This is a genomic window from Enterobacter cloacae, from assembly GCF_013375935.1.
GTDB classification, from domain to species: Bacteria; Pseudomonadota; Gammaproteobacteria; order Enterobacterales; family Enterobacteriaceae; genus Enterobacter; species Enterobacter pasteurii.
On record NZ_CP056117.1, the window covers coordinates 1,318,811 to 1,344,374 of the forward strand.

General features: G+C 57.7%; 18 protein-coding genes. 10 read left to right on the forward strand and 8 right to left on the reverse strand.

Translation table 11 applies throughout. The features are described from left to right. Positions 1-6: 6 nt before the first annotated feature. The 5 genes from bcsZ to HWQ14_RS06195 all read left to right on the forward strand — a co-directional run bounded on the left by bcsZ (position 7) and on the right by HWQ14_RS06195 (position 9,759). A complete protein-coding gene (gene bcsZ / locus HWQ14_RS06175) occupies positions 7-1,116 on the forward strand; it encodes a cellulose synthase complex periplasmic endoglucanase BcsZ (protein WP_176611160.1) in 1,110 nt (369 codons plus the stop codon). After that, positions 1,098-4,478 (forward strand): cellulose synthase complex outer membrane protein BcsC, encoded by a 3,381-nt coding sequence (gene bcsC / locus HWQ14_RS06180; RefSeq protein ID WP_176609241.1) that lies wholly within the window; start codon positions 1,098-1,100, stop codon positions 4,476-4,478. Before bcsZ ends, bcsC begins: the two co-directional genes overlap by 19 nt. A 120-nt stretch (positions 4,479-4,598) precedes the next feature. After that, positions 4,599-6,605 carry a biofilm formation regulator HmsP gene (gene hmsP / locus HWQ14_RS06185; protein WP_148420496.1) on the forward strand — a complete coding sequence of 669 codons (2,007 nt, stop codon included), beginning with the start codon at positions 4,599-4,601 and terminating at the stop codon, positions 6,603-6,605. A 159-nt stretch (positions 6,606-6,764) separates the two neighbouring features. After that, positions 6,765-8,060, forward strand: coding sequence for a C4-dicarboxylate transporter DctC (gene dctA, locus HWQ14_RS06190; protein ID WP_176609242.1), 1,296 nt, complete (start codon positions 6,765-6,767; stop codon positions 8,058-8,060). Positions 8,061-8,271: 211 nt separating this feature from the next. Further along, positions 8,272-9,759 (forward strand): M16 family metallopeptidase, encoded by a 1,488-nt coding sequence (locus tag HWQ14_RS06195; RefSeq protein WP_176609243.1) that lies wholly within the window; start codon positions 8,272-8,274, stop codon positions 9,757-9,759. A 50-nt stretch (positions 9,760-9,809) separates the two neighbouring features. On the opposite strand, the gene HWQ14_RS06200 is transcribed toward HWQ14_RS06195, so the two are convergent. Next, positions 9,810-10,739: a sugar kinase gene (locus HWQ14_RS06200; protein ID WP_176609244.1), complete on the reverse strand. Its 930-nt coding sequence runs from the start codon at positions 10,737-10,739 to the stop codon at positions 9,810-9,812. A gap of 231 nt (positions 10,740-10,970) precedes the next feature. Between HWQ14_RS06200 and pdeH the strand changes: the two genes are divergently transcribed. Both pdeH and HWQ14_RS06210 read left to right on the forward strand, forming a co-directional pair. Continuing rightward, positions 10,971-11,744 carry a cyclic-guanylate-specific phosphodiesterase gene (gene pdeH, locus HWQ14_RS06205; protein WP_176609245.1) on the forward strand — a complete coding sequence of 258 codons (774 nt, stop codon included), beginning with the start codon at positions 10,971-10,973 and terminating at the stop codon, positions 11,742-11,744. 65 nt (positions 11,745-11,809) lie between these two features. Beyond that, on the forward strand, positions 11,810-13,852 hold the full coding sequence (locus tag HWQ14_RS06210; RefSeq protein ID WP_176609246.1) for an AsmA family protein: 2,043 nt from the start codon (positions 11,810-11,812) through the stop codon (positions 13,850-13,852). 495 nt (positions 13,853-14,347) lie between these two features. Here HWQ14_RS06210 and HWQ14_RS06215 read toward each other — a convergent pair whose 3' ends face one another. The 3 genes from HWQ14_RS06215 to HWQ14_RS06225 all read right to left on the reverse strand — a co-directional run bounded on the left by HWQ14_RS06215 (position 14,348) and on the right by HWQ14_RS06225 (position 17,906). Next, a complete protein-coding gene (locus HWQ14_RS06215) occupies positions 14,348-15,670 on the reverse strand; it encodes an MFS transporter (protein WP_148420501.1) in 1,323 nt (440 codons plus the stop codon). Positions 15,671-15,930: 260 nt separating this feature from the next. Next, positions 15,931-16,956 carry an inner membrane protein YhjD gene (gene yhjD, locus HWQ14_RS06220; protein WP_148420502.1) on the reverse strand — a complete coding sequence of 342 codons (1,026 nt, stop codon included), beginning with the start codon at positions 16,954-16,956 and terminating at the stop codon, positions 15,931-15,933. A gap of 50 nt (positions 16,957-17,006) precedes the next feature. Beyond that, a complete protein-coding gene (locus HWQ14_RS06225; protein WP_176609247.1) occupies positions 17,007-17,906 on the reverse strand; it encodes a LysR family transcriptional regulator in 900 nt (299 codons plus the stop codon). A gap of 119 nt (positions 17,907-18,025) precedes the next feature. Between HWQ14_RS06225 and HWQ14_RS06230 the strand changes: the two genes are divergently transcribed. Continuing rightward, the gene (locus tag HWQ14_RS06230) at positions 18,026-18,784 is read left to right on the forward strand and encodes an SDR family NAD(P)-dependent oxidoreductase (protein ID WP_176609248.1); all 759 of its coding nucleotides are present in this window, start codon (positions 18,026-18,028) and stop codon (positions 18,782-18,784) included. A gap of 175 nt (positions 18,785-18,959) precedes the next feature. After that, positions 18,960-19,562, forward strand: coding sequence for a response regulator transcription factor (locus HWQ14_RS06235; protein ID WP_176609249.1), 603 nt, complete (start codon positions 18,960-18,962; stop codon positions 19,560-19,562). On the opposite strand, the gene HWQ14_RS06240 is transcribed toward HWQ14_RS06235, so the two are convergent. Both HWQ14_RS06240 and HWQ14_RS06245 read right to left on the reverse strand, forming a co-directional pair. After that, positions 19,541-19,879 (reverse strand): lysozyme, encoded by a 339-nt coding sequence (locus HWQ14_RS06240; protein WP_176609250.1) that lies wholly within the window; start codon positions 19,877-19,879, stop codon positions 19,541-19,543. The two genes, HWQ14_RS06235 and HWQ14_RS06240, sit on opposite strands and share 22 nt — an antisense overlap. An 82-nt stretch (positions 19,880-19,961) precedes the next feature. Further along, complete coding sequence (locus HWQ14_RS06245) at positions 19,962-20,489, reverse strand: GNAT family N-acetyltransferase (protein WP_176609251.1); 528 nt, start codon at positions 20,487-20,489, stop codon at positions 19,962-19,964. 146 nt (positions 20,490-20,635) lie between these two features. On the opposite strand from HWQ14_RS06245, the gene HWQ14_RS06250 reads away from it, so the two are divergent. Further along, on the forward strand, positions 20,636-22,222 hold the full coding sequence (locus tag HWQ14_RS06250) for an STY4199 family HEPN domain-containing protein (protein ID WP_176609252.1): 1,587 nt from the start codon (positions 20,636-20,638) through the stop codon (positions 22,220-22,222). A gap of 98 nt (positions 22,223-22,320) precedes the next feature. Here HWQ14_RS06250 and HWQ14_RS06255 read toward each other — a convergent pair whose 3' ends face one another. Beyond that, positions 22,321-23,970 (reverse strand): alpha,alpha-trehalase, encoded by a 1,650-nt coding sequence (locus HWQ14_RS06255; RefSeq protein ID WP_176611161.1) that lies wholly within the window; start codon positions 23,968-23,970, stop codon positions 22,321-22,323. A gap of 184 nt (positions 23,971-24,154) precedes the next feature. Continuing rightward, entirely contained in the window at positions 24,155-25,507 is a 1,353-nt protein-coding gene (gorA, locus tag HWQ14_RS06260; protein WP_176609253.1) for a glutathione-disulfide reductase, read from the reverse strand. Positions 25,508-25,564 lie beyond the last annotated feature (57 nt).

Genomic DNA, 25,564 nt, shown 5'->3' on the forward strand with positions numbered 1-25,564 from the left:
GCTGTGATGAAAGTCTTTCGCGGATGTGTACTGGCAGCATTGATGCTGGCGACGACGACGACGCTTCACGCCGCCTGTAACTGGCCTGCATGGGAGACGTTTAAAAAGGATTACATGAGCGAAAGCGGGCGCGTGATCGACCCCAGCGACGCGCGCAAAATCACCACCTCCGAAGGGCAAAGCTACGGTCTGTTCTTTGCCCTTGCCGCAAACGACCGCAACGCGTTCGATCTGCTGCTGACGTGGACGCGCGATAACCTCGCCGGGGGGGATTTAGCGCAACAACTCCCTGCCTGGCTGTGGGGGAAAACGGATGAAGAAACCTGGGCGGTTATCGACGATAACTCTGCGTCTGATGCCGATATCTGGATTGCCTGGTCGCTGCTGGAAGCCGGGCGGCTGTGGAACAATCCCGATTACACCCGCACGGGTAAGGCGCTGTTAACGCGCATTGCCCGCGAGGAGGTGGTGAAGGTGCCTGGGCTGGGCTCTATGCTTTTACCGGGTAAGGTCGGTTTTGCCGACGAGAACGTCTGGCGCTTCAACCCCAGCTACCTGCCGCCGCAGCTTGCGGGCTATTTTACCCGTTTTGGCGCCCCGTGGACGACGCTACGCGAAACCAACCTGCGCCTGCTGCTGGAGACCGCGCCGAAAGGGTTTTCCCCTAACTGGGTGAAATACCAGAAAAAGGGCGGCTGGCAGCTGAAGCAGGATCCGACCCTGATCGGCAGCTACGATGCGATTCGCGTCTATCTCTGGGTGGGGATGATGAACGATAACGATCCGCAAAAAGCCCGGCTTCTGGCGCGTTTCAAGCCCATGGCGACCACGACAATCAGGCAAGGCTTGCCGCCGGAGAAAGTGGATGTGGCAACGGGGAAACGCACCGGCGACGGGCCGGTAGGGTTCTCTGCCTCGCTGCTTCCGTTCTTACAAAACCGGGACGCGCAGGCGGTGCAGCGTCAGCGCGTCGCCGATCGTTTTCCCGATAACAATGCCTATTACAGTTACGTTCTGACCCTGTTCGGACAAGGGTGGGATGAGCATCGTTTTCGCTTCACCGCGCAAGGTGAATTAATACCGGACTGGGGTCAGGAATGCGCACGTTCACAATAAATCTACTCACCTTATCGCTTGGCCTGGCGCTGATGCCCCTGGCCCAGGCCGCCAACTCCCCGCAGCAGAGACAGCTGCTGGAACAGGTCCGTCTGGGGGAATCCACGCAGCGCGAAGATCTGGTGCGTCAGTCGCTTTATCGCCTTGAGCTTATCGACCCCAACAACCCGGATGTTATTGCCGCGCGCTTCCGCTACCTGTTACGGCAGGGCGATACGGCGGGCGCGCAAAAAGAGCTGGATCGCCTGAAAGGGATGGCGCCAGACTCGGACGTGTACCAGTCCTCCCGTAATACCATGCTGCTCTCCACGCCGGAGGGGCGTCAGGCCCTACAGCAGGCTCGCCTGCTTGCCACCACTGGCCATACGCAGGAAGCCATTGCCGCGTACGACAAACTGTTTGACGGTAATCCGCCTACCGGCGAGATCGCGACAGAGTACTGGAACGTGGTGGCGAAAGAGCCTGCCCGCCGTAATTCGGCCATAGGCCAGCTTAAAAACATTAACGCCAGCAGCCCGGGCAACGCCCAGCTACAGGCTTCGCTGGCGCAGCTCCTGTTCCAGGACGGACGCCGCGATGAAGGGTTTGCGGTGTTGCAGGAGATGGCTAAATCAAACAATGGCCGCAGCCAGGCGTCGGATATGTGGTACCAGCAGATCAAGGATCTGCCGGCCAGCAGCGCCAGCGTGACTGCACTGCAAAAATACCTGAGCGTGTTCAGCGATGGCGAAAACGTGACGGCAGCGCGCGCCCAGCTTGAAGCGCAGCAAAAACAGCTCGCCGATCCGGCGTTCCGCGCGAAAGCCGAAGGGTTAGCCGCGGTGGATGCCGGGCAGGGCAGCAAAGCGGTGGCCGAGCTGCAAAAAGCGGTCAGCGCCAACCACGCCGACAGTGAAGCCGTCGGCGCGCTGGGGCAGGCCTATTCACAAAAAGGCGATCGCGTCCGCGCGGTGGCGCAGTTTGAAAAGGCGATCGCCCTCGATCCCCAGAGCGAAAATCGCGGGAAATGGGACAGCCTGCTGAAGGTCAACCGGTACTGGCTGCTGATCCAGCAGGGTGATAACGCCCTGAAGGCCAACAACCCGGCTCAGGCGGAACGCTATTACCGCCAGGCGTTACGCATGGACAGCGGCAACAGCAACGCGGTGCGCGGCCTTGCCAATATTTATCGCGCGCAGTCCCCGGAGAAAGCAACACAGTTTATTCAGTCTCTCTCTGCCAGCCAGCGCCGCAGCATTGATGATATTGAACGCAGCCTGACGAACGAGCAGCTCTCGGCCCAGGCTGAACAGCTGGAAAGTCAGGGGAAATATGCCCAGGCCGCAGAAATTCAGCGCCGCCGCCTTGCGCTTTCGCCGGGCGACGTGTGGATCACCTACCGTCTGTCGCGCGATCTGTACAGCGCGGGCCAGCGCAGCGAGGCGGATAACCTTATGCTCCAGCTGGCAAGCCAGAAGCCGGGCGATCCGGAGCAGGTGTACGCCAGCGGGCTTTACCTGTCCGGTAACGATCGGGACCGTGCCGCGCTGGCACATCTGAATACGCTGCCGCGCGACAGGTGGAACGGTAATATCCAGGAGCTGGCGGAACGTCTGCAAAGCAATCAGGTGCTGGAAACCGCTAACCGCCTGCGCGACAGCGGTAAAGAGCAGGAGGCGGAAGCGCTGCTTCGCCAGCAGCCTGCGTCCACCCGTATCGACCTGACGCTGGCGGACTGGGCGGAACAGCGTGGCGACCGCGACGCCGCGAAAAACGCCTACAGCACCGTCCTGCAACGCGAACCGCAGAACGAAGACGCTATTCTCGGCCTGACCGAAGTGTATATTGCGCAGGGCAACAAGGACGCGGCGCGCGCGACGCTGGCGACGATGCCGGCGGAACAAAACGGCGAACCGCTCTCCATCAATATGCAGCGACGACTTGCCATGGCGCAGGCAGGCCTGGGCGATTCGGCCGCAGCAGAAAAGACCTTCAACGCCATTCTTCCTCAGGCAAAGTCGCAGCCGCCATCTATGGAGAGCGCGCTGGTGGTGCGTGATGCCGCCCGTTTCCAGGCACAAAGCGGTCGGCCTCAGCAGGCGCTGGACACATATAAAGACGCGATGGTCTCCTCGGGCATTACCACGACCCGCCCGTCCGATAACGACAGCTTTACGCGCCTGACGCGTAACGATGAAAAAGATGACTGGCTGAAGCGCGGCGTGCGCAGCGATGCGGGCGAGCTGTACCGTCAGCAGGATCTTAACGTCACGCTGCAACACGATTACTGGGGATCCAGCGGTACGGGAGGGTATTCCGACCTTAAAGCACACACCACCATGCTTCAGGTTGACGCGCCGCTGTCGGACGGTCGAATGTTCTTCCGTAGCGATCTGGTCAATATGAACGCCGGCTCCTTTGATACGGACAACGGCACCTACGATCCAACGTGGGGTACCTGCGCCGAAACGCCATGTCGCGGCAGCACGAATCAGTCGGCCAACGGCGCCAGCGTGGCCGTCGGCTGGCAGAATAACACCTGGGTGTGGGATATCGGTACCACGCCGATGGGCTTTAACGTTGTGGACGTGGTGGGTAGCCTGAGCTACAGCAACGATCTAGGGCCGATTGGCTACACCCTGAACGCCCATCGTCGTCCGGTTTCCAGCTCCGTGCTGGCGTTTGCCGGGCAAAAAGATCCCAATACCGACACCACCTGGGGCGGCGTGCGGGCTACCGGCGGCGGCGTGAGCGTGAGCTATGATAAAGGCGAAGCTAACGGTATCTGGTCAAGCCTGAGCGCCGACAGCCTGACCGGGAAGCATGTGGAAGATAACTGGCGCGTCCGCTGGATGACCGGCTACTACTACAAGCTCATCAACAAAAACAATGAGCGCCTGACGGTCGGCGTGTCGAACATGCTGTGGCACTATGATAAAGACTTAAGCGGCTATTCGCTGGGTCAGGGCGGCTACTACAGTCCTCAGGAGTATGTATCGTTCGCCTTACCGGTGAACTGGCGCAAGCGCACGGAGAACTGGTCATGGGAGCTGGGTGGCTCCGTCTCCTGGTCCCATTCAAAAACAAAAGATGTGATGCGTTATCCGCTGCAGGGGCTGATCCCCGACAATGAGCCAGGCCGTTATACCGATAAAGGGGTGATGGAAACCGGCAGCAGCTCGTCGGGCACCGGTTATACCGCGAGGGCGATTGTTGAGCGCCGCGTGACGTCCAACTGGTTTGTCGGTCTGGGCGTCGATATTCAGGAAGCGAAAGATTATACCCCGAGCCACGCGCTGCTCTATGTGCGCTATTCTGCCGCGGGCTGGCAGGGTGATATGGACTTACCGCCGGAACCGCTGGTGCCTTATGCAGACTGGTAATCGGATTTTCTCTTAATCTAATTGTAAGTCTCTCTTAAAAGTCCAGCTATCGGGTATACTCGGGCGCACCAGGTTTACACCCTGGTGCGCCCTGCGCTTCGAGTTTTGTGGAGAGTCATTTTGCGTGTCAGCCGTTCCTTAACGATCAAACAGATGGCGATGGTGTCTGCCGTCACAATGCTGTTTGTCTTCATCTTCTGCGTTATTTTGCTGTTTCATTCCGTACAGCAGAATCGCTATAACACGGCCTCGCAACTGGAAAGTATCGCCCGCTCGGTGCGGGAACCGCTGTCAGCCTCGATCCTGAAGGGGGATATTCCCGAGGCGGAATCTATTCTGAAACGCATCCAGCCCGCCGGTATCGTAAGCCGCGCAGACGTCGTGCTGCCTAACCAGTTCCAGGCGCTGCGGATGAGTTTTATTCCTGAGCGCCCCGTCCCGATGATGGTGATGCGCATGTTTGAGCTGCCGGTGCAGATTTCGCTGCCCCTCTATTCACTGGAAAGGCCTGCCAACCCGCAGCCGCTGGCGTATCTGGTGTTACAGGCGGACTCGTACCGCATGTATAAATTCGTCATGAGCTGGGTTGCTACGTTAGTAACTACTTACTTACTTCTGACGTTAATGCTGAGCGTGGCGCTGACGTGGTGCATCAACCGGCTGATTGTGCATCCCCTGCGCCGCATCGCCCGTGAGCTGAACGATCTCTCCCCGCAGGAGCACGTCGGGCATCAGCTTGCCCTGCCGCGCCTTCACCACGACGATGAAATCGGCATGCTGGTCCGGAGTTACAATATCAACCAGCAGCGCGTTCTGCGCCAGCAGGAAGAGCTGAGCAACAACGCCACCCGCTTCCCGGTTTCAGACCTGCCAAACAAAGCGTTTTTGATGGCCTTGCTGGAGCAGATCGTGGCCCGCCAGCAGACCACCGCGCTGATGGTGATAGCCTGCGAAACCTTGCAGGACACGGCAGGCGTGCTGAAAGAGAGCCAGCGCGAGATGCTGCTGCTGACGCTGGTGGAAAAGGTGAAATCAGTGCTGTCGCCGCGGATGGTGCTCACCCAGGTGAGCGGCTATGACCTGGTGGTTATTGCTCACGGTGTAAAAGAGCCGTGGCACGCCATCACGCTAGGTCAGCAAGTACTCACTGTCATTAATGAGCGGCTGCCCGTGCAGGGCATCCAGCTACGCCCGAGCGCCAGCATCGGCATTGCGATGTACTACGGTGGCCTGACCGCCGAGCAGCTGTACCGTCGCGCTTTCTCGGCGGCGTTTACCGCGCGCCGTAAAGGGAAAAATCAGATCCAGTTCTTTGACCCGGAGCAGATGGAAAAAGCCCAGCAGCGCCTGACGGAAGAGAGCGACATTCTGACGGCGATGGACAATCGCCAGTTTGCGCTCTGGCTACAGCCGCAGGTGAATTTGAGCACGGGCGAAGTAACCAGCGCCGAAGCGTTACTGCGTATGCAGCAGCCGGATGGCGCGTGGGAACTGCCTGAAGGCATGATCGAGCGTATCGAGTCCTGCGGCCTGATGGTGACCGTGGGTTACTGGGTGCTGGAAGAGTCGTGCCGCCAGCTCGCGGCCTGGCAGCAGCGGGGGATCACTCTGCCGCTGTCGGTGAATCTTTCTGCGCTACAGCTGATGCATCCGACCATGGTGTCGGAGATGCTGGAGCTGATCCAGCGCTACCGCATTCAGCCAGACACGCTGATTCTGGAAGTAACCGAGAGCCGTTGTATCGACGATCCTGACGACGCCGTCGCCATTCTGAAACCGCTGCGCAACGCCGGGATCCGCATTGCGCTGGATGATTTTGGGATGGGCTATTCAGGCCTGCGCCAGCTTCAGCACATGAAGGCCCTGCCGGTAGACGTCCTGAAAATCGACAAAACCTTCGTTGAGGGATTACCGGAAGACAGCAGCCTGGTGCAGGCCATTATCCAGATGGCGCACAGCCTGAACCTGCACGTGATTGCCGAAGGTATTGAAACCGAAGCCCAGCGCGAGTGGCTGGCTGCGGCGGGCGTTAAGAGCGGGCAGGGCTTCCTGTTTGCCCGCGCCGTGCCGTCGGATATTTTCGAACAACGCTATCTCGCCGATGCCGGCAATAACGCAAAAGTGTAATTTTGTTGCTGGCTTGTGCGAGCCAGCTCAAAGTTCTTAACATTTGTGTTTCAAATTTGAACCTCGTTTATTTCTGTCCTGTTATGTGGGTGTTATTTTAAAGCCGCAGGTTAACCATAACCTTACAAAACCTGTGGTTTTTCTTTTCAAGGACACCCTATGAAAACCTCACTCTTTAAAAGTCTTTACTTCCAGGTCCTGACAGCCATCGCAATCGGTATTTTGCTCGGTCACTACTACCCGGAACTGGGCGCGCAGATGAAGCCGCTCGGCGACGCGTTCGTTAAGCTGATTAAAATGATTATCGCGCCGGTAATTTTCTGTACCGTGGTGACCGGTATCGCCGGCATGGAAAGCATGAAGGCGGTCGGTCGTACGGGGGCAGTCGCCCTGCTGTACTTCGAGATTGTCAGTACCATCGCGCTGATTATCGGCCTGATTATCGTTAACGTGGTGCAGCCTGGCGCGGGCATGAACGTTGACCCGGCCACGCTGGATGCGAAGGCGGTGGCGGTTTACGCTGAACAGGCGAAAGATCAGGGGATTGTCGCCTTCCTGCTGGACGTTATTCCGAGCAGCGTCATCGGCGCGTTCGCGAGCGGAAACATCCTTCAGGTGCTGCTGTTTGCCGTGCTGTTTGGCTTTGCCCTGCATCGCCTGGGCAGCAAAGGCCAGCTGATTTTTAACGTCATTGAAAGCTTCTCGCAGGTTATCTTCGGCATCATCAACATGATCATGCGTCTGGCCCCGATTGGCGCATTCGGCGCAATGGCCTTCACCATCGGTAAATACGGCGTCGGCACGCTGGTACAGCTGGGCCAGCTGATTATCTGCTTCTACATCACCTGTATTCTGTTTGTGGTCGTGGTTCTCGGCTCCATCGCCCGCGCGACCGGCTTCAGCATCTTCAAATTTATCCGCTACATTCGCGAGGAGCTGCTGATTGTTCTCGGCACGTCCTCCTCTGAGTCCGCGCTGCCGCGCATGCTCGATAAAATGGAAAAGCTGGGCTGCCGTAAGTCGGTGGTGGGGCTGGTTATTCCTACGGGCTACTCGTTTAACCTGGACGGTACCTCCATATACCTGACCATGGCGGCGGTCTTTATCGCCCAGGCCACCAACAGCCACATGGATATCTTCCATCAGATTACGCTGCTGGTGGTGCTCCTGCTCTCCTCGAAAGGGGCTGCGGGGGTTACGGGAAGCGGATTTATCGTGCTGGCAGCGACCATCTCTGCGGTTGGCCATCTGCCGGTGGCGGGCCTGGCCCTGATTCTGGGTATTGACCGCTTTATGTCTGAAGCCCGCGCGTTAACCAACCTGATCGGCAACGGCGTGGCGACGGTGGTGGTAGCGAAATGGGTGAAAGAGCTGGATCACAAGAAGCTCAACGATACGTTAAATAATCGTCCTTCTGAGGACAAAACCCCGGTTTATCCTCTTAATCCCTCATAAATGCCCGTATTCCCTTGTGGGGATGCGGGCACCTGCGCATAATAACCGCTCATACCTGTCATAATTCGACAAGATTTTTTTTGGGTATATTTCGCTTCCGTCCGTGACGTTTAGCCGAACACGCTGTCTAATCGGATGTTTTCATCGTCATATTTGAGTGCTCACGTCGCGAGACACTCTCTTTAACCAGGAATGTTGATCAGGGGTTCACATGCAGGGCACAAAAATTCGACTCTTAACCGGCGGTTTGCTGATGATGGCAGCAGCCAGTTATGTGCAGGCAGATGCGCTCCAGCCAGACCCGGCCTGGCAACAGGGAACACTGGCGAACGGGTTCCAGTGGCAGGTATTAGCCACTCCGCAACGTCCGAGCGATCGCATCGAAATTCGTCTTTCTGTGAATACCGGCTCCCTCACTGAAAGCACCCAGCAGACCGGCTTAAGCCATTTTATTCCTCGACTGGCGCTCACCCAGAGCGGCAGTTTGCAGGCGGTTCAGGTGCGTTCGCTATGGCAACAGGCCATCGATCCTAAACGCCCGCTGCCGCCGGCTGTTGTCTCGTATGACTACACCATGTTTAACCTGAGCCTGCCTAACAACCGTAACGATCTGCTTAAAGAAGCGCTCACCTACCTTTCCGATGCAACCGGCAAACTGGCGATCACGCCCGAGACCGTTAACTATGCGCTGAGCAACAGCGACATGGTGGCAACCTGGCCTGTGGATACCAAAGAAGGCTGGTGGCGCTACCGCCTGAAAGGCTCAACGCTGCTTGGGCATGACCCGGCAGAGCCGCTGAAGCAGCCGGTTGATGCCGGGCAGGTAAAATCGTTCTACCAGCAGTGGTATACCCCGGACGCCATGACCCTGATTGTGGTCGGCAACGTGGACAGCCGTGCGGTAATCGAGCAAATCAACAAAGCGTTTGGCGACCTGAAAGGGAAGCGTGAAACCCCGGCTCCTGTTCCAACGCTCTCTCCGCTGCGCCCTGAAGCGGTCAGTATCATGACCGATACGGTGCGTCAGGATCGTCTTTCGATGATGTGGGATACCGCCTGGCAGCCGATCCGCGAGTCCTCGGCGCTGCTGCGTTACTGGCGCGCGGACCTGGCGCGTGAAGCGCTGTTCTGGCACGTTCAGCAGACGCTCAGCAAGAACAACGTGAAAGATATTGGCCTCGGCTTTGACTGCCGCGTGCTGTTCCAGCGCGCGCAGTGCGCCATTAACGTGGAGTCGCCGGGCGATAAGCTGAACGCGAATCTCGCCGTGGTGGCAAAAGAGCTGGCAAAAGTGCGGAAAGAGGGGCTGTCTGAAGAGGAGTTTAACGCCCTGGTCGCGCAGAAATCCCTCGAATTGCAGAAGCTGTTCGCCACCTATGCCCGCGCCGATACCGATATCTTAATCAGCCAGCGCATTCGTTCCCTGCAGAATCAGGTTGTGGACATCGCGCCGGAACAGTATCAGAAGCTGCGTCAGGACTTCCTCAGCGGGCTGACCGTTGAAATGCTGAATCAGGATCTGCGTCAGCAGCTCTCGCAGGATATGGCGTTGATTCTGCTACAGCCGAAAGGTGAGCCTGAGTACGACATGAAGGAGCTGAAGGCGACCTGGAGCACCATTATGGCAACCGCGCCGCAGCCAGCACAGGCGGCGGATGATTTGCACCAGGACGCGAGCGATATTCCGCAGGGTCAGTAAGGCCCGAGGTTCTTTATTCCCTCTCCCTGTGGGAGAGGGTTAGGGAGTGCTTAAGCAGGCATCGCCTCGCGCGGAATAATCGCTCCGCGATACTGAATCACCGTGCTGGCCGTTAAATGGCCACGCTGCGCCGCCGCTTCCGGCGTTCCGCCCGTCAGACGTACCGCCAGATAGCCCGCGCTGAAAGAATCTCCCGCCGCGGTGGTATCTATCACTTTCTCTTTCGCCAGCTTCACCGCCGGAACCTCTGTCACGGCTTCACCCGCAACCGCCACGAGGCAAGAGTCTGCCCCGCGCTTGATCACCACTTCGCTGACCCCGGCGGCCTGCGTCCGGGCAATCACCTCATCAACCGGTTTTTCGCCCCACAGCGCGTCTTCGTCGTCCAGCGTCAGGAAGGCGATATCGGTGCATTCCAGCATCTGCCGGTAGACCTGCTGCGTCTCTTCGCGGCTGGCCCACAGGCGCGGGCGGTAGTTGTTGTCGAAAATCACCTTACCGCCATTGGCGCGACATTCGCGCAGCAGTGACAGCAGCTTCTCACGGCTCTCGTGGCTCAGGATCGCGAGGCTGATCCCGCTCAGGTAGAGGTAGTCAAAGGTAGCCAGTTCTTCGCAAATCGCCGCGGCGGCATCGCTTTCCAGCCAGAATTTGGCGGCCGCCTCGTTGCGCCAGTAGTAGAAGGTCCGCTCGCCGGTGCTGTCGGTTTCGATGTAGTACAGGCCCGGCAGACGGTTTTCCATGCGCTGGATCAGCGAGGTATTAACGTTTTCACCCTGCCAGGCTTCCAGCATCTGCTGGCTGAAGCTGTCCGTTCCCAGCGCGGTAACGTAGTTCACGCTTAGCGCGTCGGGAGCAACCTGACGGGCAATATAAACGGAGGTGTTCAATGTATCGCCACCAAAACCGCGGCTGACTTCCGCGCCTTTCTGGGACAGCTCAATCATGCATTCGCCAATCACGGCAATTTTTTTAGACATAGTCGTGAACCTGAACAGAGTAATTAAAGGTAGTGTGCGCTGTGTGTTTTTTACGGTCAACCATATTAAAACGACGTTCCATTATTTTTTTTGAGCCAGCGCGTGTTCCGGTACATTTCTGTCATCTTAATTTCATTTTCCCGGTGAATTGAACATAAAGTTCTCACCTGGTGGGCCGATAACTCAGTGACGAGTCCAGAAAGGCTATCCCCACACAACAGGACATCCGAAATGAAGTCAGAGCAGGTTATCCAGCGGCTGAGCACTACGCCTGAGGCAAGTATTGAGAACTTGCAGGAGCATCGCTACTGGCTGCAATGTGAGCGAGCGTATACCTATCAGCCCATCTACCGTACCGACGGTCGGTTAATGGCGATTGAGGTATTAACGGTCGTCACGCACCCCTCGAATCCGTCACAGCGAATCGCGCCGGACCGCTATTTTGCGGAGGTAGCCGTGCGTCAGCGCATCGACGTGCTGGAAGAGCAGCTGAGAATGCTGGCGACGAAGCGGGCCTTCTTTGAGCAGCACGGTATTCTGGCATCGGTGAACGTGGATGGCCCAACCCTGATGGCGTTACGTCAGAACGCGGCGTTGCAGGCCCTGATTGCCACCCTGCCGTGGATGCGGTTCGAGCTGGTGGAGCATGTTCGCCTGCCGCAGGACTCCTCGTTTGCCTCAATGTGTGAATTTGGCCCGCTGTGGCTGGATGACTTCGGTACCGGTATGGCGAACTTCTCGGCCCTGAGCGAAGTGCGTTATGACTACATCAAAGTGGCCCGCGATCTGTTCATTATGCTGCGCCAGACGCCGGAGGGACGAAACCTGTTTACGCTGCTCCTGCAGCTGATGAACCGCTATTGCCAGGGCGTCATTGTGGAAGGCGTTGAAACGCTGGAAGAGTGGCGCGACGTGCAAAATTCTCCGGCGGCGGCGGCCCAGGGCTATTTCCTCTCTCGCCCGGTGCCTATGGATACCCTGGAAAAGGTAATAACCACGCTCTGATCTGCCCGCTTCCCTTTGTCTGAACTATAGTTTTAGAGGCAAGTTCATCAGGAAAGGGGACAACAATGACAAAAACAACCAGGGTGATTTCCTGGACCGCAGGGATTTTCTTGTTGCTGATTGTGGTCGCAATCATCATTATCGCCACGTTTGACTGGAACCGTCTCAAACCGACCATCAACCAGAAAGTCTCAACCGAGCTGAACCGCCCCTTTGCAATACGTGGCGATTTGGGCGTCGTGTGGGAGCGCCAGAAAGAGGAAACCGGCTGGCGAAGCTGGGTGCCCTGGCCGCACGTTCACGCCGACGACATTATTCTTGGCAACCCGCCGGATATCCCTGAAGTCACCATGATCCACCTGCCGCGCGTGGAAGCCACGCTGGCGCCGCTGGCGCTGTTAACCAAAACGGTCTATCTGCCGTGGATCAAACTCCAGCAGCCCGACGCGCGGCTGATTCGCCTTTCAGAGAAAAACAACAACTGGACGTTCGATCTCGCCAGCAGCGGCGATAAAGATCCGAACGCGCAGCCATCTTCGTGGTCTTTCCGTCTCGACAACATCCTGTTCGATCGGGGGCGGATCGCCATTGATGACAAGGTGAGCAAGGCTGACGTGGAGATCCTCGTCGATCCGCTGGGTAAACCGCTGCCGTTCAGCGAGGTGACGGGCAGCAAAGCTAAAGGCGATAGCGGCAAAGCGGGGGATTACGTTTTCGGCCTGACGGCGAAAGGGCGTTACAACGGCCAGCCGCTGACCGGTAAGGGCAAAATTGGCGGCATGCTGGCGCTCCGGAGCGAGGGCACGCCGTTCCCGGTGCAGGCCGACTTCCGCTCCGGTAATACCCGCGTGGCGTTCGTGGGCACGGTAAACGACCCGATGAACATGGGGGGCGTCGATCTCCAGCTCAAGTTTGCCGGTGACTCGCTGGGTGAACTGTATGAACTGACCGGCGTACTGCTGCCGGACACCCCGCCGTTTGAAACGGACGGGCATCTGGTTGCCAAAATCGACACCGAAAAATCGTCCGTCTTTGACTATCGGGATTTTAACGGACGCATTGGCGACAGCGATATTCATGGCACTCTGACCTACACCACCGGAAAACCGCGACCAAAGCTGGAAGGTGACGTTGAATCCCGTCAGCTGCGTCTGGCCGACCTTGGCCCGCTGATTGGCGTGGATTCGGGTAAAGGGACCCGGTCAAAAGAGGTCAAAAAGGACGTACAGCCCGCGGGTAAAGTGCTGCCGAATGACCGCTTCGAAACCGACAAGTGGGACGTGATGGATGCGGACGTGCGCTTCAAGGGGCGTAAAATTGAGCACGGCAGCACGCTGCCGCTGAGCAACCTCTCGACCCATATCATCCTGAAAAACGCCGACCTGCGCCTGCAGCCGCTGAAGTTTGGCATGGCGGGCGGCACCATCTCATCGAACATCCACCTGGAGGGCGATAAAAAGCCGATGCAGGGACGGGCGGAGATCCAGGCGCGTCGTCTGAAGCTGAAGGAGCTGATGCCGGACGTGGAGCTGATGCAGAAAACCCTCGGCGAGATGAACGGCGACGCAGACATTCGCGGTACGGGTAACTCCGTGGCGGCGCTGCTGGGTAACGGCAATGGCAACCTGAAGCTGCTTATGAACGACGGGCTGGTGAGCCGTAACCTGATGGAAATCCTGGGGCTTAACGTCGGGAACTTTATCGTCGGGCAAATCTTCGGTGACGACGAGGTGCGGGTCAACTGTGCGGCGGCAAACGTGGATCTGGTAAACGGCGTGGCGCGTCCGCAGACATTCGCCTTCGACACGGAAAACGCGGTCATAAACGTCACCGGCACGGCCAGCATGGCGTCCGAGCAGCTGGATTTAACCATCGATCCTGAAAGCAAGGGCATTCGCATTATCACCCTGCGCTCGCCGCTGTACGTGCGCGGAAGCTTCAGCGATCCGCAGGCGGGCGTGAAGGCCGGGCCGCTGATTGCCCGGGGCGCGGTTGCCGCAGCGCTCGCCACGCTGGTGACGCCAGCGGCGGCGCTGCTGGCGCTGATTTCACCGTCAGAAGGTGAAGCGAATCAGTGTCGGACGATTTTGTCGCAGATGAAGAAGTAGACCCGTTTCTCCCTCTCCCTGTGGGCTGAGGGTTCCCCACAAATTAATGCGAGCACTAAGCAATCCCCTCGCCCCTCCGGGGAGAGGGTTAGGGTGAGGGGAACATACGGCGGTGGTGGTGATTCCGTTCACTTTATGTTTCTTGCTACTCTGTAACGACATGACCGGTGAACGTGCCAGGGTGGCTCAGTCGCCACCACCCTGGCGACCCGGGCTCCCGGCGGTAAATCGCCGCTTCGCGGTGCCCTCGGCTTATTCCTTCCGGCTTATCGGGTACGGGCGGATGTAACATCCCTGTAAAGCCGCCCTCTCGGCGCATCCCTGCGCCTCGCCCCGGCCTGCAGGAAACGCCTCAGCGATTTACAGCCGGACCAGGGCATCGCTGACAGCCCTCAGTCATTCAGAAAGCAACATTATTGCTTCTGCTTAAAAAATTACTGGGGAACCCTCTCCCTGTGGGAGAGGGCCGGGGCGAGGGCATCAGGCCGAAGTGAATTACAGCGCCTGATGCTTCGTTTCGTGCGTCAGCAGCAGTGCAATCAGCGTCAGCGCTGCCATGGCTGCCAGATAGACGCCCACATAGAACAGGCCATAGTTCGCCTGGAGCCAGGTGGCGATATACGGTGCCACAGAGGCGCCCAGTATTGACGAAACGTTATACGAGAACGACGCGCCGGTATAACGCACTTCGGTCGGGAACAGCTCCGGAAGCAGCGCACCCATCGGGCCGAAGGTCAGCCCCATCAGGCTCAGGCCAATCAGCAGATATGCCATCACCAGCGCAGGGCTACCTGAACCCAGCAGCGGCGGGAAGACAAACAGCGCGAACAGGATAATCAGCGTGGTGATGACGATCATGCTCGAACGACGGCCAAACTTATCCGCCAGCAGGCCCGCGATGGGCACCATCACGCCAAACCCGATGACTGCCATCATCAGCATCCACAGCACCTCGTTACGCGGCAGGCCCAGCCCAACCGGCGCCGCGGCGGTACTGTAGGTCATGGAGTAAACGGTCATGATGTAGAACAGCGTGTAGGTCGCGAGCATGATAAACGTGCCCAGCACGGTCACGCGGACGTGTTTGGTCAGCAGCGTACCCAGCGGGACCTTGACCTGCTTTTTCGCCGCGGCAACTTTTGCAAAGACCGGCGTCTCGTGCAGCGATACGCGCACGTACAGGCCAATCAGAACAAGGACAGCAGAGAAGACAAACGGAATACGCCAGCCCCAGCTCATGAACTGTTCATCCGTCAGCAGCCAGGAGAGCAGCAGGAACGTGCCGTTAGCGAAGAAGAAGCCAATCGGTGCGCCCAGCTGTGGGAATGAGCCGTACAGGGCACGCTTGCGCGCCGGGGCGTTCTCGGTGGCCAGCAGCGCAGCGCCGCCCCATTCACCGCCCAGGCCCAGACCCTGACCAAAGCGCGCCAGCGCCAGCAGCACCGGCGCCAGAATGCCGATGGTTTCATAGGTCGGCAGCAGGCCGATGGCAACCGTGGAGATCCCCATGGTCAGCAGCGAGGCAACCAGCGTCACCTTACGCCCGACGCGATCCCCAAAGTGGCCAAAGACCGCTGAACCAATCGGACGCGCAACGAAGGCGATAGCAAAGGTGGCTAAAGACTGTAGCGTAGCGGCCGTCGGGTCGCCCTGTGGAAAGAAAATATGCGGAAAGACAATAACCGCAGCGGTGGCATAAATGTAAAAGTCGAAGAACTCAATGGCGGTGCCAATCAGCGATGCGACGACGACTTTATTGCGCGAGTTAACCGGAACGTGTTCCGCCCCTTCGTTAAGTGTGGTGGCTGTTGCTTGCATAATATTTTCTTATTTTTGGACGAACGAAGGGCCATATTAGGCACAGCAAAAGCGACATTTCAATCTGTAACAAAGGCGCGGGATGGTTATAAAAGCAACAAAAAGCGGATAATTTTCAGACCAGCCAAAACACTTCCATGAAATGCTTCACACTTTTTAAATATCAGTCATTAAAACTGGTTTTGAGTTAAATAAAAGTTACGGTCTGGATTTATATGCTGAAATGATGAATCGGGCTGAAATATCAGCCCGGAAGCCGATCAGTGATGGGTTTTTCCCGGCATGCGCGGGTCATCTTTATACTCGGCCGTGGCGATCCACGCGGCGCAGAACAGCGTCAGGCGGGCGAAGAAATAGAAGAAGGCCATCAGCCCCAGCACCGAACCAAAAGCCGCACCGGAGGGGGACTTCACCAGCGACGGCAGCGTATAGGTCATCACGATTTTGATCGCCTCAAAGCCGATGGCGGCAATCAGCGTCCCGCGGATCAGCGCCTTTTTGCGCGGACGATGGCGCGGCAAACGCCAGAAGATCCAGAAGAACAGCAGATAGTTAGCAAAGATGGAGATGGCCAGCCCAATGCCGCGCCAGGCCGGCTTCAGCCACTCAATGTAGTCCAGATAGAGCGCGGAGATAATCATCTGCTGCGCGGAACCGGCGACCGAGGTGATGGAGAGCGTAATGACCAGCGCCACCAGCAGACCAATCAGCGAAATAAAGTCGCGCAAATACTTCACCCATATCTTCTCCTGATCCTGCGGCGTACGCTCCCAGACGTCACGCGACTGGGCGCGAATGGCCTCACGCAGGTTGCCCATCCAGTTAACCCCGGAGTAGAGGGCAATCAGCAAACCGACGATACCCACGGTGGTACGCTGCTGAACGGCGGTGTTGATGGTGCTTTTGAGCGTCGTGGCGAGCGTCTGGTCGCTGACGTTGGCCAGGATCTTATTGAAGATGTCCTGCAGCAGCGTCGGGTGAGAGGCCAGCACAAAACCGGCGGCGGCAAACGACACCATCAGGATGGGGATCATCGACAGGAAAGAGAAGTAGGTGATCGCCGCACCGAACTGATTTCCCATGCGGTCGTTGAAGCGCTCCGCAGCGCGTATCAGGTGCGCAATAGCAGGTATCTGCTGAATTTTTTCAGCTATGCCGGTCACGGTGCCCAGCGCTTTGCTGGCCGTTCCGGGCTCTTTCGGCGCTTCAGGCTCGTTATCCATCTTTTGGATGGGTTCATAATCTAAATGTTGAGTCGGTCGTTGCGGGTTATTTTCCGGCGTCACGCGCATTTTCCTTTTCGTTGAGCTGGATGTTACTGAATTATAGCTTGCGTCTAGTCTACGTAAGCTTTTGTGAGTTCGGTAAGCCACTCCATAAACACATGCACCCGTCGAGAGAGGTTACGGCGGTGGGGATAAATGAGGGAGACGGGCATCGGTTCAGCCCGGTATTGCGGCAGGATCTCAACGAGTTTTTTCGTGCGCAGCGCATCACGTACCCCGACGCGCGGCACCTGAATAATGCCCAGTCCTGCGATACAGGCGGCCTGGTAGGTCTCCGTACTGTTGACCGTCAGTACGCCTCCCGTTTTCACCCACCGGGTCTCGCTGCCGCTGTAAAACTCAAACCCCTGCGGGCGCGTGCCCAGCGTAGTGGAGTAGTGAATGATGGCATGTGAGTCTAAATCTTCCAGCGTTTCCGGATAGCCAAAACGCGTCAAATAATCCGGGCTGGCGCAGTTGATCGCGGAGAGCTTACCGAGCGGTCGGGCGATAAGCCCGGAATCCTTTAACGTGCCCACGCGAACCACGCAGTCAAACCCTTCGCGGATGACGTCCACCAGACGATCGCTGCTGCTCAGCTCCAGCTCAATACCGGGGTACTGCTGTAAAAATGCAGGCAGCTTAGGGATGACTACATTTCGCGCAATGGCAACGGGCATATCCACACGCAGCCGCCCGCTGATGGTGGAGGGATCGTGCAGGAACATGCCGTCCAGTTCGTCCAGGTTCATCAGCAGATCTTTAGCGCGTTCGTAATAGACCATGCCGTCCTGCGTCAGGCTGACGCGGCGGGTGGTGCGGTGCAGAAGCCGGGTGCCGAGCGCGTTCTCCAGCGCCTGGATCTGCCGCGATACGCTCCCTTTCGGCAGGCTTAACGTTTCCGCCGCGCGGGAAAAACTCTCCAGTTCCGCGACGCGGAGGAAAAGCTGCATTGCGTGAATTTTATCCATAGATGTTAGTCATTGTTGTTATTAATGAAACAGTGAAGCGTTAGCGGCAGTATTTATTGATTTTCTACCATCTAATAAGCTCATTCTCAATCTCCATCACAACCGAAACGAGGTGAATCATGACTGAACGCATTGCATTAGTGACGGGCGGCAGCCGCGGATTGGGCAAAAATGCCGTTTTGAAGCTGGCCGCGGAAGGGACCGGCATCATCCTGACGTGGAACAGCAGCCAGCAGGAGGCGCAGGACGTTGTGCAGGAAATCGAGCGAAAAGGCGTTAAGGCGGCTGCATTACAGCTTAACGTCGGCGATACGGCAGGCTTTGAGCGCTTCGCGCAACAGGTTCATGACACCCTTAAGCGCGTGTGGCAACGCGACACCTTCGACTATTTAGTGAACAACGCAGGTACGGGCTTATACGCCCCCTATACCGAGACGACGGAAGCGCAGTTTGATAACGCAGTGAACGTCCATTTCAAAGGGCCGTTTTTCCTGACCCAGCGGCTGCTGCCGTTAATAAAAGACGGCGGGCGGATCCTGAACGTCTCCAGCGGGCTGGCCCGCTTCACTCAGCCGGGCTCAGGCACCTATGCGGCAATGAAGGGGGCGATGGAGGTACTGACCCGCTATCAGGCGAAGGAGTTGGGAGCGCGTGGCATTTCGGTCAATATTATCGCGCCGGGCGCCATTGAAACCGACTTCGGCGGCGGCCGCGTGCGGGATGACGCCGGGCTTAACCAGCTGCTGGCCTCGCAAACCGCGCTGGGGCGCGTGGGCCTGCCCGATGATATTGGTGACGCCATCGCGGCCCTGCTCAGCGATAAGCTGGGCTGGATGAATGCGCAGCGTATTGAAGTTTCAGGCGGTATGTTCCTGTAACGTTCACTCTTAAGGGGGAGGGAGCCCTTTTAAGGAAATCCTTAATCCGGGTGTGTCTAAATGCTGGAAGATATAAAGATAGCCGGGGGTTTTGTAACCGCTCCATTCATTGAGTTTTTTCTTAAATAACGCCTCTGTAGAATCCCCCTTCGCTATTCTCAGAGGGAGTAAAACGATGCGAGTAATCATGTTTGACAGGCAGTCAATATTTATTCATGGAGCGATGTGCAGTCTGCAAAAATTAATTCCGGAAATAGATATGACAGGGACCCGTCAGGCTGATGAATTATGGACGCTTTTATCGGCATCCCCCTCCGCTATCGTGATGATTGACGGATATTTAATTCGCGATACTGGCGTGACTTTACTGGAAGCGATCGTGGATCGCTTTCCAGCGGCGCGCATCGTGCTGGTATTAGCGAAAAAAGAGCCGCGCTGGGTTGAGCAGATGCTTCAGCGCAACGTGGTGGCGATCGTTCCCCGCCATGCGAATCCTGAACGCTTTTCCGCAGTGCTGGATTCCGTATCGCGAGGAATGGTCTGCTTTCCCGGCGAGTGGCTTGAACAGCAGCCATCGCAGGATGAGCTGGCGTCGTTAAGCGAGCGCCAGCGTGAGGTGCTGAAGCTGCTGGCTGCCGGGGAGTCAAATAAGGGGATTGGCCGTAACCTCAACATCAGCGCGGCAACGGTAAAAGCGCATCTGGAAACGCTTTTCCGCCGCCTTGATGTCAAGAACCGGACCCAGGCCGCGATGTACTACACCCGGGCGACGGCCTGAAGGATCGTCTCTGGCACCAGGGATTCATTCCCGAAGCTGAAGAGCGTTAATACCAGAGCATCATGCTGCTGTTGGGGTAAGGGGCGTCCAATCGTTTCCCGCAGCAGCGTTTCATAAAGCTGGATATCCTCGAGAAGCAAGTACTCCGCCTCTGCCGGAGTGATGGGGCCGTTAAACTTTTCCCACTGGCGTATCACGTGACCGTAGCCAATAACCCACATCCCGTTTTCATCACGATATTTTTCCAGGGAAAGACCCTGCTGTTGTTTAATTAAAGCAATTGCAGCAGAAGATATTTGCAGTGCATAACCTGTCATAAGCATTTCCTCTTAACGGCGCGACTATAGAGGAAAAGCAGACCGGGATATATCCGCCAAATGGCCGTGGATCAGGCTTTATTTAACGATATTCCTTTTTTAACAAACCGAATAGCCAGTCGTTATGCCATTGCCCCGAAAGGAAATAACTCTCGCGAAGTTCGCCTTCCAGCAGAAAGCCCGTTTTTTCCAGCAGCCGCCTTGAGGCGATATTTCCCGCCGTCACGGTCGCGGTGAGGCGACGAATTTTGCCCGACGTAAACGCGAAATCGCACAGAGCCTTAAGAGATTCATAGCCGTAACCTTTTCCCTGAGCCGCGGGCGCAAAGAGAAAGCCGACTTCGGCACAATCCGCTTCCCGGTGAACGTAGCCGGTCACGCCCAGCGGCGTCTGGCTGGACGTATCGCGCACGACAAGGCACAGCCAGCGTAAGCAGCCCGGCGTCCAGGGCGTCAGGCGCGCCTCAAAGGCTTCCCGAACGTCTTCCTCGCTGCGATCCTCCGCGACAAAACGCATTACCTCGGCGTTTTGCTGAAGCGCCAGAAAAAAGGGCCAGTCCTGCTCCTGCAGGGGCGAGCAGGTGAGGCGCGCGGTGGTAAAAACAGGCATTAAGATTCTCCTGAGAGATTTCACACGATTAAAGGGTTGTCACTTTATTTCAACAGAAAGTCAGGTATGTTTAACCTCGTATAAATAAAAAGAAAAACGGCCTTTAGCGCCACTTTAGCAGTATTCGTTGTCTCTCAAGGAAAACAATGATGGTTAGCTCATCGCATCATACCCGCGAGCAGTTTGAACACTGCCTGGCGGCGATCCGTCAGGCATCTGTTGAAATCTTACTTCTGCTGAATGTACAGGTTTCCGAAGGAAAAGATCCACGCTGGTTTCTGGAGCAGCTGGACAGCGCCCGCCTGGGGCTGGGCGGCTGGGGAGCCGTTGCCAGAAAGCTGAACCTCAATGATGCGGAAATGACGGCATTTACGCTCCAGCTGCGCTTGCTTCAGCAGCGCGTACCCCAGTATGAAAGCGGGCAGGACGTTAGCGAAAACCAGCTGATTGCGGCGATGCGCTTCGTGACGGCGCTTGAATATCTGCGTCTGCAACAGCCCCTCCTGACGTACGATACCGGAACGGTGCCGGAGAGCGAGAGCCAGCGCCAGGCGCAGAAACAGGTGCGGGCCATTGAGCTGACGATCAAAGGGCTGATTCAGCAGGCGTGGCCCGATCCGGTGCGGCTAAATAATCATCTTAAGACCCTGTTTAACGCCGATCGCGTGCGTCGCTGGCTGAAAAACGGCGAGATTAACGACGTTCTGAGCGGGATGCTGTTCAGCGAGCTGGCCCAGATGCTGGTGGATAAAAAGGAGTTCAGCCGCTACTACTCGTCGCTGTTTAACGCGCCTGACATGTTGACGCTGCTGGTGGAGCCGCGTAAAACCCTGCAAACCTTCCTCGAAGATATCCGTCAAATCCGCAACAGCATTACCGTTCAGCAGCCGTTGAGCAGGGCGCAAATTCAACTGCTCGACAGCTATTACGCGCAGATCGCTCGCCCCGTTCAGCGCGCGTTTGAGGAAGGGCGGACGCGCGTTAACCCGGCGGCGCTGATGGCGGTGGATGACGGTGAGCTGCACGCGTTCTGGGAAAAGGCGCAAAAGATGGACCGCACCACCGGCGGCGATCTCTTTGAAGTGCGCGACAGCATCGAAAAACCGACCCAGCGCGCCCCGCGCACGCCTGAACAGCGCGAACAGCTGATTTCCGGCGCGCTGTGGGGCGCCGTGGGGGTGATGGCTATCGCGATTATCGTGGGGGGAGTCTGGCTGGTGACCGGCAGTAATCCACAGCCGGCCGTTGCCAGCACGGCACCTCCCGCGCCGGTGCAGGAGATGCGGGAAACCCCTTCCTCGCGCGAAACGCTGACGCGTATGGGCGTAACCTGGGATGAAAACAACTTCCGCTCAGCCATCAGCCGCAATGATACCCGCGTGGCGCTTCTGTTCCTGCAGGGCGGGATGGACTGGAAAGTTTCATGGACCGAAGAGGCGCTGTCGGCAGGCTATGACGACGTGCTGGAGCTGATGCTGCGCTACCGCCTGCAAATGACAGAGCCAAAGCCCTGCCGTCGCTTTATCAATACGCTTAGCCACGCGATGGCGAACGGTGAATCACTGACGTCTATGCGCAAGCAGTACCTGAAAGCGTTCTGTACCGTACCCGCGGTGGTGAAGCGCCAGCAGCATGACGCAGAGATGGCCGCGCGCCGCGCGAAGACGCAGCCGGATGCGGGCACGAAAAAATGGCAGTCCATCCAGACCGCCATTTATGAGGTGATTCGCTGATGATTTCTCCCCCTCTCTCCAGAGGGGCGAGAGAGAGAAGGCCGCGCCGTTAAGTCCCCTCTCCCCTCAGGGGAGAGGGTTAGGGTGAGGGGATAAGGTCAAGGCTCCCCATACAGCCCAATCAGCCTGCGCACCACGCCATTCGTCCAGCCGAAGCCATCCTGTAACGGATACTCACCCCCGCCACCCTCGCGCGGCGTGCTGCTGGCGATGTGGTACTTCTCGATCAGCTTGTGATGGGTTTTATAGTAATGGTTCACCGTATGCAGCCAGCTCCAGGCGATCTCATCACCCAGCGAGTCGTTGCCGTACTGCTTGAACCCCTGAATCGCCATCCACTGCAGCGGCGCCCAGCCGTTAGGCTTATCCCACTGCTCGCCGGTTTCATATTCGGTGGCGAGAATGCCGCCCGGCGTAAGCAGGCGTGATTTCACGGCGTCGGACAGCCGCTCCGCCTGCTCGTGCGTCGCCATGCCCACGTACAGCGGCACGATGCTGGCCGCGGAGAACAGCGCCTGGGCTTCGCGTCGCCAGTCATAATCGCGATAACAGCCGTTCTCGTCATCCCACAGGTAGCGGTTCACCGCCGCGCGGCGATCGCTGGCCTTCTGGCGGAACAGATCGGCGGTCTCTTTATCCCCCTTCGACGCCGAAATGTTGGCGATAGCGCTCTCCAGCTTGAACAGGAAGGCGTTCAAATCGATGGGGATAAACTGCGTTGTGCGGATACTGGCCAGCCGCGCCGGATCGCGCAGCCAGCGGGACGAATAGTCCCACCCGGAAGCCGCCCCGGCGCGCAGGTCGCGGTACACCTCATTCGGTGGACGGCCAGAGTGGCGGGCGGTTTCAACGTCCTCAATCCAGGACTCGTCGCGCGGGGTATCGCGGTCGTCCCAGTAGCGGTTGAGCAGGGAACCGTCCGGCATACGCACCGCGCTGCGGTAGGCCTGGTTAAGCAGCAGCGATTCCGCCCCGTCCATCCAGAAGGCGTACTCCATCTTAAGATGCTCAAGGTAGCGCTTTGCGCCGCGCACGCCGTCCTCTTCAAACAGCTCTACCATCAGGGCAAAGACCGGCGGCTGAGAGCGGCTGAGGTAGTAGGTACGGTTACCGTTCGGGATATGGCCGTAGCGCTCGATAAGCCAGGCGAAGTTATCGGCCATGCACTTCAGCAGGTCGTTGCGGCCGCTTTCCGCCAGCCCCAGCATGGAGAAGTAGGAATCCCAGTAGTAAGTCTCGCTGAATCGCCCGCCGGGGACGATATAGGCCTGCGGCAGCGCCAGCAGCGACGACCAGGGAATATGGTCCTGCGGCTCGCGCGTCAGCACCGGCCACAGATTATCAATGTGTTCCTTCAGGGACAGACCGGGGTCAGAAATATACTCTTTGCTGTAATCCTCCGGCAGCCAGAAGTGATTCTCCACGAAGCGCGCCAGGTCAAAATCGCGATGGCGACGCACCTTGCGGTAGCGAATCAAAATATCCAGCGGATCCATTTTGGGCGCACAGTCGGGGAAGGTTTTGCTGTCCGCAAACAGCCGCGACGACTGCACGTGTTCAAACAGTTCAAGGTAGCGGTCTGCGGGCGTCAGGGCATCGGACGCCGGCAGCCCTTCAATCATTTCCGGTTCCGGCTCCGCCTCGATCATCTCATCCAGTTTTAACTCGCAAGGATCGGTTTCATAGCGCAGCTCCTCTGCAATCTCGAACTCGATCTCCTCGGCAGTCTGTAGTTTCTGGTTGAACATGGTGATAAAGACCTCCGGTTGTGTGTTCTCAAAGACTGGTTTTTCCGGGCGTCCTATAAGCGTAGACATTCGCTTCGGTAGATGTGGGGGGATATGTGCGGTAGATCACTATTTTCGGAGCATTCGTTTTGCAACGATTTATGAATGTTAATGAAAAATGCCCCTCCGGGGAGGGGCATCAGGCTTAACGCATGGTAACAAACTCTTCCGCCGCCGTCGGGTGGATCGCCACGGTGTTATCGAAGTCTTTCTTCGTTGCGCCCATCTTCAGCGCCACCGCGAAGCCTTGCAGGATCTCGTCCATGCCGAAGCCAATGCCGTGGATGCCGACAATCTTCTCGTCAGGCCCTACGCAAACCAGCTTCATGCGGCACGGCTGACGGTGCGAGGTGACGGCGGTATACATCGCCGTGAACGCCGATTTATACACTTTCACCTGGTCGTCGCCGTACTGCTCGCGGGCCTGCGGCTCGGTTAAGCCGACGGTGCCGATTGGCGGATGGCTGAACACTACGGTCGGGATATTGCTGTAGTCCAGATGCTCGTCCGGCTTGTTGTTGAACAGGCGCTCGGAGAGACGACGGCCCGCCGCAACGGCAACCGGGGTCAGTTCTACCGCACCGGTGTTATCGCCAACGGCGTAAATGCCCGGTACGCTGGTGTTCTGGAACTTATCGACGACGATATAACCTTTTGCGTTGGTTTTCACGCCCGTCGCGGCCAGGTTGAAGTTGTCGGTTGCCGGTTCGCGACCAATCGCCCAGATCAGGCAGTCGACGGTCTGGCTGCGGCCATCCTCCAGCTCAAGCGTCAGGCTGCCGTCTGCATTTTTCACTACCGCTTTTGGCACGGCGTTGGTGTGCAGGGTTGGGCCTTCGGCGTTCATTACCTCAACCAGGGTCTCGACGATCAGCGGATCGAAGCTGCGCAGCGGCGCGTGCTTACGCACGAACAGGTGCGCTTCCGCACCCAGGCCGTTAATCACGCCGGCCAGCTCAACCGCGATGTAGCCTGCGCCCACGATGGCAACGCGCTCTGGCAGGGCTGGCAGCTCGAAGAAACCGTCGGAGTCGATACCGTATTCCGCGCCCGGAATATTCGGGTGGCTCGGACGGCCGCCGGTGGCGATCAGGATGTGATCGGCGGTGATCGTCTCGCCGTTCACTTCGATCGTTTTCGCGTCCACGAAGCGGGCGAAGCCGCGGATCACGTCGACGTTATTTTTGCCCAGCACGTTATCGTACGAGGTATGGATGCGGTCGATGTAGGCGGTACGGCTGGCGATCAGCTTGTCCCAGTCGAAATGATTGATGGTGGTGTCAAAGCCGTAGTCCGGGCCATACATATGAATAGCTTCACGGATTTGCGCGGCATGCCACATCACTTTCTTCGGTACACAACCCACGTTCACGCAGGTGCCGCCCAGCGCTTTGGCTTCAATCAGCGCACACTTCTGGCCGTACATGGCCGCACGGTTGATGGAGGCGATGCCGCCGCTGCCGCCGCCGATTGCGATGTAGTCATAATGCTTAGTCATAGCTTTTGTCCTTAATCGTGAATTGCCGCGATTGTATACCTGAAATCAATAGTTTCC